The following is a 15336-nucleotide window of genomic DNA, read 5'->3' as shown; positions in this document are numbered from 1 at the left end:
CACAGAGGCGCGCCTTTTAAAGTTGCTAATTGAGGTTAGCTTTTATAACCGTTTGGGTTCATGGACTGCCAACGCCAAACGTCATCAGCCATATCTTGAATGGAGTATTTTGCAGTCCAACCTAAATCACGTTGTGCTTTAGCTGGCGTTGACCAATATTCTGCGATGTCACCAGGACGACGTGCTGAAATAGTATAAGGGATGGGTTTACCAACTGCTTTTTCAAAAGCAGCAACGACTTCCAAGACACTTGTCCCAGTCCCTGTTCCTAGATTATAAATATGTAGGCCAGCTTGCTGACTAACTTTATTTAAAGCAGCAATATGGCCATCAGCTAAATCCATCACATGGATATAATCACGCACACCGGTACCATCTTTAGTTGGGTAGTCTCCACCAAACACCGCGAGCTCTTTACGGCGGCCTACCGCTACTTGGGCAATAAACGGGGTAAGGTTATTTGGAATACCATTCGGGTCTTCCCCCATTAGGCCTGAATTGTGAGCGCCAACAGGGTTAAAATAGCGTAATAATGAAATGGACCATGTATTATCGGCAATATTCAAATCAGTCAGAATGCGCTCAACCATATACTTGCTGGTACCGTATGGGCTATTGGTATTCCCCACCGAAGCATCTTCTGTTAATGGAATATGCTCAGGCTCACCATATACAGTAGCAGAAGAGCTAAAAATCAGGCTTTTTACGCCCGCTTTTTTCATGCTTTCTACTAATACCAATGTGCCATTGACGTTAACATCATAGTATTCAATCGGTTTTTCAACTGACTCACCCACGGCTTTAAGGCCTGCAAAGTGGATCACTGAATGAATTTGATGATTGGCAAAAATTGTGTCTAAAATTTGGCTATCACGCACATCCCCTTGGTAAAATACGGGTTTTTTGCCTGTAATCGCTTCAATACGGTTAAGTACTTCAAGGCTAGCATTATGCAGGTTATCTAAAATAATCGGCTGCATACCTTGCTGGATCATCTGCACACAGGTGTGGCTACCAATGTAGCCAAGACCGCCAGTGACGAGAACTTGATTGTTCATCAATATATCCCTGATTCTTAGTATTCGTAGTGATAGTTATAATCGTCAGATCTGGCATCAATACCGTTGAGTATCACACCCGTGATTTCGATATCATTTTGCTTAAAGCGTTTGAGTGATAAATCCACGTCTTTCACGGTATTCACGCCATAGAACGCGATCAGTAACGACGTACCGACATATTTACCGATAATAGCTGAGTCAGTAATCGCTAAGATTGGTGCGGTATCAATCACCACGATATCGTATTGGTTTTTCACTTTATCCAGCAACTGTTTAAAGCGTTCACCCATCAGCAATTCAGAAGAGTGAGTGACGTTTTTACCACGGCAAATCACATCCAGGTTTTCAATTACATTGGTATGAACGGTTGGTGATTCTAGAGTTGATTGTGATAAATATTCAGATAACCCAGTTTTATTGCTCAACCCAAAGGCTTTATGTAAGCGGCCTTTACGTAAGTCGGTATCGATTAATAATACTTTTTTACCTGCGTTAGCCAGTACCACAGCCATATTGGAGGTGACAAAGCTTTTCCCTACCCCAGGGGAGGCACTGGTGACCATCACTAGGTTATTTCCTTGGTTCATAACCGAGAAATAAACGCTGGTGCGCAGTGAACGAATGGCCTCCACGGCAGTATCCGCCGGGTTTTCAATGGCTAATGGGCTCTTATTACCTGCCTCAATCAGTTTTTTCTCATAGGTAGAGAATGGGATAGTGGCATAGACATTGACACCCAATGCATCGATATCTTCCGTGCTTTTAATTTTATTATTAAAGAACTCACGGGCAATTACATAAGCACAACCGACAATAAAGCCAAGGATTGTAGCAAGCACAACAATCAGGGATTTTTTCGGTGCGACGGCGATTGGCTGGGACTCGGCTGAATCGATAATACGCACATCTGCGGTAATACCTGAATTGAGTACACTTAGCTCCTGTTGCTTAGCCACTAATTGAGTGTAAATAGCTTGCTCCGCTTCTACATCACGAGTTAAGCGCACAATTTCTTGCTGGGTATTCGGCAGCTTTTGAATGTTTTTACTGATTTTTTCTTTTTCACGTAACAGCTGTTGGCGTTTATCTAACAAGGACTGATAAGCAGGGTGGTTACGGGTGTATAACTGCTGGATCTCGACTTCTTTAAAGGTCAACTCATTGAGTTTTTCTTCCACTTGCAACGCAGTATCTAATGCGGCTTTAGCTTCTAAAGAAAGGTCTATAGATTCATTCTTCTTACGGAACGCATTAAGTTGGTTTTCGTAGTTATCCAGCTTTGCTTTAATGGTTGGTAAATAATCATTTAAGAAAACCAAGGTATTGTTGGTAACTTCTTTTTTGCGCTCGGTATTTTGGTCAACGTAGTTTTGGATAATACTGTTAAGGATTTTGACATTCTCAACTTTATCAGCGCCTTTGATGGCTAAACTGATAATGCCTGTCCCTTTACCCACTTCCGCAATGGTTAAGGTATTACGTAAATCTTCAATGGAAGAGTAACGGGCATTTTTTACCAGAGTAAATTCGTCGCCCGCTTTAGCGGATGAACTTGCAACCAGTAAACTAACTTCGCCTTGCTTAAGGACTTGGCCAACATTACCGTCAAAAATTTGACCATCAAGATTCAGCGAGTAGGTCTTTTCACTGGTAAACGTCAGGGTTGCGGGCTCCCCTACTAAGTGCTCAGGCAGTTGATACACAGTGATTTCTAAAGGTGCTGTTTCTCCAAAAAATTTACTGGCAAAACCCGTCGGTGCAACCAGTGCATCAAGGTTTAAATCCGTCACGGTTTTACCTAATACCATGCGGGACTTAATCACTTCAATTTCAGAGTCCACTTGGTTATTGCTGTTACCAAATGGCATCACATCACTCATTTGGTCAAGTAATGACACCTGGCCTAACTTATCGTATTGCAGTGTGGCATTGGCTTGGTAAATTGGCGTTGCGAGTAGGCTATAAGCCACTGCAATGGCTGCAAAGATAACGGTAAAAAACCCAATTTTTATCGAGTTGGATTTCAAAACTTTAAACAGGGCGAGCAGATCGATTTCATCTGAGGCTGGGGAGCTATTTTTTGTTGTGTTCATAATAGGTTAAATGTTAAGTCATCCAATAAATAAAATTAAATTTTTCCTTGCCAAGCGATGGCGGCTTTTTCCATTAACTGATAAACATGTTCAAACATTTCATCACTGCGTTTATGGGGGTCAGGGATTTCGGTTTTATTAATCCATTGCCCAAATAACATTACTTTGCCACGGGTTTCAGGAAACTGCTGGTGGATTTTAGCAATATGATCGCTTTCCATCACTAGGATTAAGTCTGCTTTATGGCATATTTCGCTGGTTAATCGGCGTGATTGATGGTTTTCCAAGGAAAGCTGATGCTGCTCGGCAATACGGATGGCGCTGTCATAGGCTGGGAGATCATTTTTGGCGATAATCCCAGCTGAATCGACTTTTTTGGTGGGGAAATATTGTTGTAATAAACGCTCCCCCGTAGGAGAGCGGCAAATATTACCCATACAAACAACAAGTATATGATTAAACATGTCGATTACCAATCGTGAATACGTTTGGTGCCTTCTGTTAACTGGTTATAAGAAGCAATGGTTGGCAGTAACTGAGTAATCAGGCGATTCCAACGCACCACAGGGGCTGCGGTAACATACACTAAGTCATACGGTTGCAGTTTAAATTCAGTCCCCATTACGAGTGATGTTGCATCTGATAAATCTAACTGATAGACCGCTGCCATTTTTTTCGGCAGTAACGCTTCAAGTTCTTTATCTGCGGCAGGCTGGTTTTTAATTGGGCGAATAACAAAGACACCCGTTGCATTAGCCGTATTTTGGTTAAGTCCACTGGCTTTACTCAGTGCTTCAGTGATGCTCATCCCCGCACGGTCAATGGTCAGTGTGGTTGGCTGACCGACTTCACCCATCACAAACACTTTTTGCGAGTCATTACGTGGCACATACAGCACATCACCTGGCAGCATTAAGTAGTTTTGGGTTAAATCCCCATACTGGACTAAATCCTGTAATGACACTTTAATTTCTTTGCCATTGCGGGTGAGAACCACATTATCCCAATCGGCTTTTTCCGTTAAACCACCTGCATTATTAAAGGCTTCTAAAATAGTCAAAGGCACGTTAGTGATTGGCAATGTACCCGGTTTTGCCACTTCACCCGACACATACATTTTCTGTGAACGGAATGCGGCAATACTGACATCCACTTGTGGGGATTCAATATAGGTCGCTAAGCGGTTACTAATCAGTGTACGGATTTCCGTGACCGTTTTACCGATGACTTTGACTTTACCGATATACGGGTAGTAGATTGTGCCATCTGAATGCACCCAGTTACCTGAGTCTTGCGCACTACGATATGAACCCGCAGGGATAGTCAATTCAGGGTGATCCCATACGGTAATGGTTAATACATCACCAGCACCTACACGGTACTCATAGTTAGTCAGTTGCTTTTCTAACTGAGAGTTTGGTTTGGCAATGGTTGGTGCAGTATACATATCATCCAGTAACTTGGGCGATATTGGGTAGATATCAACCAGTTTGGTAATATCACGGTCACCCGTATCAACCACATTTTTGCCAGAGGTTGACATATAGGCACCAGGGGTGACTGTACAGCCTGTTAATGCAGTTAGCATAAGTATGGTAACAGAAAAACGCTTCATAAACGTTCTATTCCTTGAGTTAGTATTTGTTTTATTCTATTAGAAAATTATTTTTGGATTAGTTTTTAACACGATGTTGAAGACAGTTTGTGTTTCAACAAGCCATTTAAACTATAGAAAGAAAAATACCAAAAAGTTTGTAATTTATTAAGTTTTACTACTTCTCTATAAAACTGCCATTGATGTTTAGCAGCGTTAAGTTTGTTTTGGGTCATTCCAGAATCAGTTCTATAATATGCAAGTACTTTTGGGTAACAGTATGCTTTACTTTCAATAGAAAGCAATGTTAACCACAATCCAAAATCTTGCCTTTTTCTAATTAATGGCATGTATTGCTTTCCAAAGCGCTCAGTATCATAAATTACTGTTAGGCAGCCAATAACATTTCCATAAAGTGATTTTTTATAAGTAGTAAACTTAGGTGCTGTAATGATATTACTTAATCCTTTACGATTTATATGCTGGTAATAACTAAAGGTAAAAGAGTAGTTATTTTCTAGCATAAATGTAATTTGTTCGGATAGTTTAGTATCTATCCATATATCATCACTATCTAAAAAGGCAATAAAACGCCCCTTAGCTCTTTCGATCCCTATATTTCTAGAATAACCAGCCCCTCTATTTTTTGGGGATAAAATTAGACTAATTCGCGGGTCATTAATCTCATTTACTATATCAACAGTATCATCTGTTGAGTTATCATCAATTATAATCAACTCTAATGTTTTATAATCTTGATTCAAAACAGAATGAATTGATTCTAGAATGTTTTTCTCTGCATTATAGCAGGGCATAATGACAGAAACTAACGGTCTACCCATATCTATATCCATTTAGTCATTACCAAATAAATCCCGAGTATACACTTTATCGGCCACATCTTCGATTTCAGGCACCATACGGTTGGCTAAAATGATGTCACACTGGGCTTTAAATTCCGCTAAGTCATTGACCACTTTTGAGCGGAAAAACTCGGTTTCTTTCATGACAGGCTCATACACCACCACTTCAATACCTTTGGCTTTGATGCGCTTCATGATGCCCTGTACCGCAGAGGCGCGGAAGTTATCTGAACCCGCTTTCATCACTAAGCGATAAACCCCCACTTTACGTGGCGCTTTAGCAATAATTGCGTCCGAAATGAAATCCTTACGGGTACGGTTGGATTCAACAATCGCATTAATCAGGTTATTCGGGACGTCATCGTAGTTGGCGAGCAATTGTTTGGTATCTTTCGGTAAACAATAACCGCCGTAACCGAATGATGGGTTGTTATAATGGCTGCCAATACGGGGGTCTAAGGAGACTCCCTCAATAATTTGGCGTGCATTTAAACCACGGCTTTCTGCGTAAGTATCCAGCTCATTAAAATACGCGACGCGCATTGCTAAGTAAGTGTTCGCAAACAACTTAATGGCTTCGGCTTCAGTTCCATCCGTGAATAACACGGGAACGTCTTTTTTGATGGCACCTTCCAGCAACAAATCGGCAAAAATTTGCGCGCGTTCAGAGCGCTCACCGACCACAATGCGGGACGGGTGGAGATTATCCCACAATGCACGGCCTTCACGTAGAAATTCGGGGGAGAAAATCACGTTAGTGTAGCCAAATTCTTCTCGTAAACGTGCGGTAAACCCAACAGGAATGGTCGATTTTACGATAATCGTCGCAGTTGGGTTGATTTCATTCACATCGTGAATAACCGATTCCACCGATTTGGTATTGAAATAGTTGGTTTTTGGGTCGTAGTCTGTTGGCGTCGCAACAATCACGTACTGCGCCCCCGTATAAGCGTCCACTTTATCTTCTGTGGCGCGGAAATTCAGTGTTTTTTCCGTTAAAAACTGTTCAATCTCCGTGTCGACAATCGGTGATTGGTGGTTGTTCAACATCGCCACTTTTTCGGGAATGATGTCCACCGCAACCACTTCGTGGTGTTGTGACAGTAACATGGCGTTAGATAGACCGACGTAGCCAGTCCCTGCGATTGCTATTTTCAAAGTTTAGTCCTTATACTTTTTATTATGTTTAATTTTAAACATAATAAAAAGTGCATCATTGAAGTTATTAATAGTTTTAAATTTATTTAGATTTTTTACTAAATAAAGGTAATAAAGGCCGAATCCAAAAAATAACCCAAAAATTCGAGTGAAACATAAATATCTTGAGGCGAAAGCCTCTTTTCTACTAAATGTTTGGCCGCTAGATTCCGCAGGGTGGTAACCAATAATTAAAGGTTTATATATCCCATTTATACTGTTTTTTAATAACTTAGATAAAAAAACAGGTTCGTCACATAAAAAATATGTTGTACCTGCCCCCATATCTTCAGGGAAACATACGTTATTTTTTATAATTGGTTCTCTGCGGACAGTTACTTCTATTGTTCCAACTCTTAAAATTGTTTTTAGGTTATGCTTGAAACTGGAAGAATGAAATTTTTTTGCGGCATTTTGCATGTCGAGTTGATTGCTATAAGCGAAAGTAATGAATCCTATGTCGGGGGTTTTTCTATATTGCTCAATTATTATTTCTTGAATATCTTTTTTATAAGTTACATCGTCATCACAAAATAAAACAATGTCTCCTGTGGCGTTCTTTAGTGCTATATTTCTACTTTTGGTAACACCTTTTGTGAGTGACTTATAATATTTTATATCGTTTCTCGTTTCTAATAACTGTTTTATTATATAGTCATAGTTACTATTTATATTCATTTGATGAACAATTATTATGTTAACAGAGCTATTTGGTAATGGTAGCTTTTCAATCAAGGAGTAAATTCTATCCTCATAAGTGGAATATAACATGTCTAGTTTCATTTTAAACTTCCCGCTTCTCTTCAAAATAATTCATTTTATTAATTAATATATAGGTAAGAGAAAGTAAGAAAATAATTTTCATATAATTAACATTGAAGAATACTATTTCACCTTTATAATGATATATAAAAGATAGAATTATTATCCCCACAAAAAAAGATTTATTTTTACCCTTTATTCTACTGACCGTGTAATATAAAAAGAATATAAAAGCTGTATAAGGTATTAAGCTCCCTAGTACTCCGAAGTAAAGCATAAATCGCATGTAACCAGAGTCAGTATGCATATAGTATGTCCCATCGCTATTTGTATATTTCCCATCGCCAAAAAATATAGTGGTAGCATTATCTGGAAGAAAATACATACTTTGTAGTCTTTCAGTAGAGGATACAGAGAAGCTTCCATACTCGATATAATTAATAATTGGTTGAAATGCGTAGGCAGAGTAACTTTGTATAGTTGAACCAATGGATGGTAGGTTAATTAGAATAAAATATGTAATAATACAAACTAAGGTGCTTAGAATTGAGTATTTAAGATAAATAAGTATTGTTTTTGGTGTGATGGATTGAAAAATTAGTATGCTAATACCTAGAACAAAACCTAAGAAAGAAGTTCTACCAGCAGAAAGGGCAGCGATAAAGCACATGAGAAATATTATTATTTTATAAATGCTCAAAGCTTTAAGAGATTTTAAGTAGAAAACGAATATGTAGCCAAGTAAGCCCATCGTAGCAGCTAAGCCAAAGGCAACTGAGTCAGATAAACCCAATCCTCTGACTCCACCATATATAGCCATTTTTTCGATATCTTCATCAGATCGTATTGCACTTTGAATCATATTTCTAATTTCTGGGGAAACTAACATCAATATTATTATGAAAGATTGAATTAATAAAACAAAGTAGAAACTTCTTTCTATTGTTTTATTTTTAAAGTAAGAATAAAATAAAGCGGAAAAGATAACTGATGATATGAAAGATAACACCCCATTAATTATGGTTTTTTGAATTGTAAAATCATAAATATTATGGAATGTAGTGCTGGATATTGTAGATAGCAAAAATATCAAATATATGATTAATATCATGAATACTACTTTATCTTTCATTAGCTTAATCAAGTTTTTAAAATAGCCAGGGACGATTACTAAAATTAATAATGAAATAGCTGCTGATACATACCCTGATCCGATAAAGGAATAGATAGGAATATTAAATATAAATAAAAATAATAATATGTTATATGTTACGGATTTTATCATTTTGTTTTTTTTCTTATAAGTAATTTTAGTTTGAACATTAGTTGTAATGGAATGTATTTTTTATTTCTTTGTAAAAATAGTATGCTATATAAACTATTGGTATCTTTTATTTCGGTGTTTTTATGTTTATGACCCATTAGGTTTTGTATTTGAGCTTTAACCCTTGTGGTATTTTGAGCTAAACTATTTTGTCTGCTAATAGATGTTTCCAATATTCTATACGATAATAGATATTCGGGTATTGTAGAGAATTTTATATTGTTAATAGCAGCTAGTCGAGTCCATAGCTCATAGTCTTCAGCATGTTTATATTCATTAGAGTAATACAAATTTTCACCAACTACAATTCTATCGAACATGACAGCAGGATGTATAAATGGAGCTCCCAAAAAGCATGTGGCTTTTAGTATGAAATTAAATCTAGCAGGCTTCCTTAATGCGATCCTTGTACCTTCTTTGTTTATTATTTTTACATAAGATCCAACTACACCAGTCTTTTTATGTTTTTTTAAAAAAGATAATTGTTTCTCAATCCGGTTTTTTGCAGATATATCATCCGCATCCATTCGAGCAATATAATTTCCATTAGCTATCTTAAGACCTTCATTTAAAGTATATATTAATCCTTTGTTTTCACGACTAATTACAGTTATTCTATCATCAACAAAACTATTTATGATATTTAATGAGTTATCACTCGAACCATCGTTAATTATTATTATTTGTAAGTTTTTATGAGTCTGATTGACGATGGAGTCAATAGCTTCATAAAGAAATTCTTCAGCATTATATACAGGTAATATAACTGAAACTAGTTCACTTTCATTCATAATTTTACAGCCATTCTAAATTGATTATTTAAATAAATAGTTCTCTATTTTTAAAACATGAAATTGCTCTATATAAGCAGGTAACCACTGAATTTAACACTAGAGCCCAGCAAAGTGTTATAATGTTAAAGTTTTCCATAAGTAATAAAGACAGTATTGCTAATAAATAGAATAAGGCTGAGAAATAAATACTATTATTAAATGCTCTCTTTTTATTAATTAAAATTAAAGCACAGTTTCCAGAAAAATAGGTAACTATATTGGCAATGGGAATGATATAAAGAATCAGTAAATATGGGAATGTCTCACGCATATCACTACCAGCGAATAAAATTATAATGTCTTCACCTAACAAAAAAACCATTGGATATATAGCTATATATATAGCGAGGAGGATAAAAATAACTTTAAATGTTAAATGAAAATTTTTAGTCCTTGCTATATGCGGGTATAGAATTTGATTTAAAATATTCAAAGGCATCAATGCTAAGTTAATAAGTTTTTCTGCTAAATCATAATAGGCAACTTGTGCTAATCCTATATAATTACCAATGAGATAAGTGTTTAATTTTAATATAATAACACCCACGGATCTCGAAAGTAAAAAAGAATATGAATCTACAAGATCTCGTTTCATTCTATTGAATGATACTTTGACAAATTTAACTTTAAGTTTAGTTCTTACAAAATAAATAGAAATAAAACCATTAAATAGAGATGATAGAACTAAAGCTAAAGGAAATGAAAAAAATCCGAGATTTGTATTTGTTCCAATTAAAATTATGATAAGAAGCATAATCCTAGAAAATAAATTTATAATTGCAGCAAATTTTATTTTTTCTAACCCTAAATATAACCACTGGGAAAATAGTGCTTCTCCTAAAACAATTAAAAATAAGAAATTGGATAATAAATAATGTTCACTTAGTTTATCATTAAGTAAGATAAATATCTGATAGATAATTAAGCAAATAAAGAATAAAATGATTTTTATATACGTAATACTACTATATATGATATTTAATCTTGTTTTTTTATCTCGATTCTCTGATGCGCTACGAGTCCCTGAAATATTAAATCCAAAATCAACTATAATAGCTAAAAGCATAATAATACTTTGAATAAAGATGACTAATCCATAATCAGTAATATTGTATTTTCTAATTAAATATGGATAGTATATGAATGGAACTAATAAGGTAATTATTTGGATTAAAGATAAATAAGAAAAACTACTAACGATTTTTTTATTGAACATTATAATTTTCAATATCTATTATTATAATTAATAATTAACTTTACCAACGAAGCCCATTGCAATAGCAGCATTCTCACCCTTCCAGTTTTTTTCTGGAATCATATAATTATTACCGTAATAACTTATAAGGTGTAGGTTAGCATTTTTAGGTATATACCACTGTTTGTTTTCAAATAGTATTTCGTGTACACCATTATATGGGTTTTTAAATAAATAAAGTTCAAATCCCCCTTTTTGTACTAAAGACTCATCCCAAGTCATATTTTTAAAAGGTCGAAATACAGGTGTGTTTACTATGTTATCCTCTATAGAGCAATAAAATAAATCAATTGTTATTCCATTATAATTATATGACTCTTCGTAAATAACTTTATTGACAGCTATTTCTCTAATAAATTGGAAGCCTAATTTTCTTAATTCATTTCGTATTTCAATATCCCACTCAGATTGAAGGAGGCTTAAGTCGACATCATAATCGTATGGAATAATCTTATTATTTCTTACAGCCCCTAATAATGTTCCATATTCTAGCCAGTAAGTTAGTTTTTTTTCATTGAAAAAAAAATGAATTTTATCTAACATCTGTTTTTTTTGTTTATTTAATACTCTTGCTCTTTTGTAAAAATACAAGCTTCTTTTTATTTTTTTTAAATATTGGATAATCACTTGTCTACCTTTAAGGATCGAGTTTTAGTATAGAAATGATATAGGAATTGATATTTCATCAGGATAAGGTTCAATGATGTGTTTGGTGGTTTTATGAGGAAAGACTTTTTTCTGTTTTATATAATCTTGTACTATTTTCTTGTTAATTTCAAAATCATCACGCCAAGATACAACCTTAACTAAGGGAGAATCATAGCTTAGGATAACAGAAGGTATTCGTTTTAAGCCCAAAAGTTTTGCAACTTCAAATCGATGGTGTCCATCCATAATAGCGTATGAATTTTCTTCTAGAAGTAAAGGCACTCTCCAGAGTGCCTCAGTTTTTATTTTTTCTACAAGCCATTCAACACGATCTGGTATATGCTCTTCAGTAATCTGAATTTTTTCAATGTTAACTAATTCTAGACGGTACACTTATGCAACCTTAGACTCTATTTCAAGTAAACTATCGATCAAATATTGATTATCAATGCTATCTCTAACCGCAAGCCTTACATATGACTGGCCATCGAACCCTTTTTTCTCTGAACAATCTTTTGCTAAGATATTGTATTCATTACAAAGTATTTCAATAAGTTCTTTAGATTGAATCAGATTAACGTTACATAGAATATAGTTGGCTTGAGATTTAATAGGAGATAGTAATTTATTTTTTGATAATGCATTAAACAGTGAGTTTCTTTCAGTAATTATCTGACTACAAGCGCTGGCATATGTCTTTTCATATTTCCCAATAATTTGAAAGAAAAACTCACCTAAAGAATTTATATTCCATACTGGAATTGCTTTTTTAATTAATGAAATTAATTCAATGTTTGAGCTTGCTATAACACCTAAACGAATTCCAGGAACTCCATAACTTTTACTGATACTTTTTATGACAATTAATCCCGAGTATAGATTAAGAATTTCTTCTTTCATCAGTGTCGAGTCTAAGCCATTCTCAGCGAAATCCACAAAGCTTTCATCTACAATAAATGTTTTTTTATTTACTTTAAACCAATCAATTAGCTCTAACAAATCTTGATATGGAATAAAATTTCCAGATGGGTTATCAGGATTAATAAGGATAACCCCATCATTTTCTTGAGCTAAATTAATAATGTCGTTTTTATCATAGGAGAAATTTTGTTTATTAAGCTTTTTAAGTGTTACAGATTTAAATCTTGATGAATATTCCTCAAACGTTGGAATAAACAAACCTAGTTTCTCATTTTTATATTGGGCTAATATATCAATTAGTTCTGCTGCTCCATTACCTACAGCGATCTGCTCAGGGTGGCATTTAAACATTTTAGCAGCGAGAAGTGATTGTACGTTAGCTCCTGATGGGTACTCTCTTACTAACGTATCAAATGAATTTTTCATCTCCCCCATAAATGTTTTGTTAGGGAAATAAGGATTTACTAGATAGCAAAAATCAATAATATCACTATAACGCCAATAACCACCATAACGGCGAGTTAGAAGGTTTAATTTTTCGTCTTTTGAGGCAAAAATAACATTTGCATTATCAAGGTCTTGAGCATCATCTATTTCATACCATTTTTCACCTTGTAATGGTAACGCTTTAAGCTCTTGGGTTTCTAGTAGAGTAATAACACGTAATACCTGTTCATAGTACTCGTTTTGACCTAATGCTTTTGAATATGCCTCTAAAAAAGGAACGTATGTATTCTTCAGAAAATTTTTAGAGAATTTATAAATATTGACTGTTTTATAATATGAATCACTTTTACTAAATTCAAAGTCTTTTTTCGGAACAAAGTTGACAATATCAAAATGATTATTAATTTCAACTACTGTACCATCCATCCATGGTTGGTATTTATCAACTACTGCTATATTTGGAAATTGATTTGACACTAGGTTTTCTATGATTTTTTCTTCAAAAATTAGGTCGCTTTCTAATAGAATGGTATCATCTTTTATTAATTCATCTTTAGCTAGATATATTGAGTATATATTATTTGTCTTATCATATATATCATTATCGATGTATACTATCTCTATGCCGTTATAATTATCACCTAAAAGTTTTTTTAATTTGTCCTTGTGATATCCAACTATTAGTATAATTCTTGAAACATCATATTTAGAAAGAGTTGATAAACAACGTTCAATTAGTGTAATACCATGGACCTCGACCATACATTTTGTTTTATCACTGGTGTATTTTCCGAGTCTATTTCCCATTCCTGCAGCAGGTATGACAACTTGCATAATTATGCCTCTTTTTTCATAATTGAATTATACCAACCTAAAACAGTAGGTATAAATTTTAATTTTAGACCAGATTCAATAGCAATATTATCTATGCACTTTAGTCCAATTCCAAAATCTTCAGTAAAATATCTTGATTGTAGGTCAGCAATATAGAGATTTTTATTTTTTTCAATCATTGGTGTTTCTATTTTCTTAAATGCATTAATACTTTTGATTTTATTTGTTAACTCTATTGCTGTGCTTACACCATAATGGCTTAAAATATCTGTATGTAAATTATCTATATTATTAGCTTTATAAATTTCCTTGAGTTCTTTATCCATGTTGATTAATAGGTGTGACGATTGGTCATCCCATTCTTCATAAAATAATATCTTTTCTTTCTTTTCTAATCCATGTTCAAAGATTGAGTATAGTCTTGATGTGTGAAGAAGAGGGTTAGAGTTTGATAGAGTATTTTGTAAATGGGACTCTAAATAGTATGTAGGTGTACCAAAAAGATAAGATAATTTTTCTAATAGTCCATTATTTTTATCTTTAATATACAAATATAAACTCTCTTTATAACCAGTTATTTCAATTTCTTTTCCATATCTTTTGATTCTACAAATATATGGGACTCTCTGAAGTGAGCCGTAGTTAAATTTCTCATAACCACTAATACTGGAGATTAACCCTTCAAAATCACCATAGCCAGGAATAGCTATTATAGTACTACTTTGAATTCGTAATTTTAGTAACTTATTTAATGCATCTTCTCTATATAATAATGGTAATGTTAAGAAGATTATACTTGGATTTATTTCTATTTTTTCATCCCAAGTCAAGATATTAAATGAATGAGATTCGTTTAAATTGAATTTTAACGTTGTATGCCATTCCTTTTTATCGCGAACAAGCAGGCTTATATTAGCTTTATCAGATAAACAATATGCTAGTGAATGACCAACATTACCGCCACCAATAATGAGTATATTTTCTTTTTTCATTTTAGGTTCAATTATTGTTAACAACCCATAGCTACCGCACTGGGTTGTCGGGTCCCAGAGCACCATTGAAATTGTAAATGCATACTTATTAATTGAAAACGTTACATTTTTTGCTATCGCGTTCAATTGATAAGCATGGCTTATTGTTTTTTGCCGCCCAAAGGGTATGCCTCATGGCGAATCGGGTCAAGCAAAAGCGCTTAATAATACCACCAAACCTAGGTAGTGACTATCACTGCAATTGTCTTAGAGAATAGTCCTAATAGGAGTATTAAATGAATAAGTTATTTTAAATTATCAGGTTATAATTCTTATTATACGCGTGTGCCGTGATTAAATATTTTGCTTAAGTTAAGTCTTTTATATCATTAGATTTAATGTGGGTATGTATGACTCAAAAATAAAATACACCTTTTTTTACGCGAATTTAGCGTTGAAATCGATTAATAATATACGTGATTGATAATATTAATTTACGCAATTTTTACGTTTATTTTTTAGCCAGATATGTT

At 34.3% G+C, this 15336-nt stretch carries 14 protein-coding genes; all 14 read right to left on the bottom strand.

Annotated elements, in window-relative coordinates; translation table 11 throughout:
• Positions 1 to 35: 35 nt before the first annotated feature.
• The 14 genes from galE to KDJ85_RS15220 all read right to left on the bottom strand — a co-directional run bounded on the left by galE (position 36) and on the right by KDJ85_RS15220 (position 14824).
• Entirely contained in the window at positions 36 to 1058 is a 1023-nt protein-coding gene (galE, locus tag KDJ85_RS15285) for a UDP-glucose 4-epimerase GalE (protein ID WP_225820393.1), read from the bottom strand.
• 17 nt (positions 1059 to 1075) lie between these two features.
• Positions 1076 to 3154, bottom strand: a complete 2079-nt coding sequence (locus tag KDJ85_RS15280; RefSeq protein ID WP_225820392.1) for a polysaccharide biosynthesis tyrosine autokinase — start codon at positions 3152 to 3154, stop codon at positions 1076 to 1078.
• 35 nt (positions 3155 to 3189) lie between these two features.
• Positions 3190 to 3618 carry an arsenate reductase/protein-tyrosine-phosphatase family protein gene (locus KDJ85_RS15275; protein WP_225820391.1) on the bottom strand — a complete coding sequence of 143 codons (429 nt, stop codon included), beginning with the start codon at positions 3616 to 3618 and terminating at the stop codon, positions 3190 to 3192.
• Between the two features lie 5 nt (positions 3619 to 3623).
• Positions 3624 to 4769, bottom strand: coding sequence for a polysaccharide export protein (locus KDJ85_RS15270; protein WP_225820390.1), 1146 nt, complete (start codon positions 4767 to 4769; stop codon positions 3624 to 3626).
• 65 nt (positions 4770 to 4834) lie between these two features.
• Positions 4835 to 5602, bottom strand: coding sequence for a glycosyltransferase family 2 protein (locus tag KDJ85_RS15265; RefSeq protein ID WP_225820389.1), 768 nt, complete (start codon positions 5600 to 5602; stop codon positions 4835 to 4837).
• A complete protein-coding gene (locus KDJ85_RS15260; protein WP_225820388.1) occupies positions 5603 to 6769 on the bottom strand; it encodes a nucleotide sugar dehydrogenase in 1167 nt (388 codons plus the stop codon). It lies immediately after the preceding gene.
• 3 nt (positions 6770 to 6772) lie between these two features.
• Positions 6773 to 7591, bottom strand: a complete 819-nt coding sequence (locus tag KDJ85_RS15255; protein ID WP_225820387.1) for a glycosyltransferase family A protein — start codon at positions 7589 to 7591, stop codon at positions 6773 to 6775.
• A 1-nt stretch (position 7592) separates the two neighbouring features.
• Positions 7593 to 8855, bottom strand: a complete 1263-nt coding sequence (locus KDJ85_RS15250) for a hypothetical protein (protein WP_225820386.1) — start codon at positions 8853 to 8855, stop codon at positions 7593 to 7595.
• On the bottom strand, positions 8852 to 9685 hold the full coding sequence (locus KDJ85_RS15245; protein ID WP_225820385.1) for a glycosyltransferase: 834 nt from the start codon (positions 9683 to 9685) through the stop codon (positions 8852 to 8854). Before KDJ85_RS15245 ends, KDJ85_RS15250 begins: the two co-directional genes overlap by 4 nt.
• A gap of 28 nt (positions 9686 to 9713) precedes the next feature.
• Positions 9714 to 10943 (bottom strand): oligosaccharide flippase family protein, encoded by a 1230-nt coding sequence (locus tag KDJ85_RS15240; RefSeq protein WP_225820384.1) that lies wholly within the window; start codon positions 10941 to 10943, stop codon positions 9714 to 9716.
• Positions 10944 to 10970: 27 nt separating this feature from the next.
• A complete protein-coding gene (locus KDJ85_RS15235; protein ID WP_225820383.1) occupies positions 10971 to 11609 on the bottom strand; it encodes a LicD family protein in 639 nt (212 codons plus the stop codon).
• A 24-nt stretch (positions 11610 to 11633) separates the two neighbouring features.
• Entirely contained in the window at positions 11634 to 12023 is a 390-nt protein-coding gene (locus KDJ85_RS15230) for a ParB N-terminal domain-containing protein (RefSeq protein WP_225820382.1), read from the bottom strand.
• Positions 12024 to 13832, bottom strand: a complete 1809-nt coding sequence (locus KDJ85_RS15225) for an aminotransferase class I/II-fold pyridoxal phosphate-dependent enzyme (RefSeq protein ID WP_225820381.1) — start codon at positions 13830 to 13832, stop codon at positions 12024 to 12026. It abuts the gene before it with no gap.
• 2 nt (positions 13833 to 13834) lie between these two features.
• Positions 13835 to 14824 (bottom strand): NAD/NADP octopine/nopaline dehydrogenase family protein, encoded by a 990-nt coding sequence (locus KDJ85_RS15220; RefSeq protein WP_225820380.1) that lies wholly within the window; start codon positions 14822 to 14824, stop codon positions 13835 to 13837.
• Positions 14825 to 15336: the final 512 nt, after the last annotated feature.

The organism is Providencia vermicola (assembly GCF_020381325.1).
Taxonomy (GTDB): domain Bacteria; phylum Pseudomonadota; class Gammaproteobacteria; order Enterobacterales; family Enterobacteriaceae; genus Providencia; species Providencia vermicola.
Note: the sequence above shows the minus strand (reverse complement) of the source record. Positions and strands in the feature narration are given on the sequence as shown.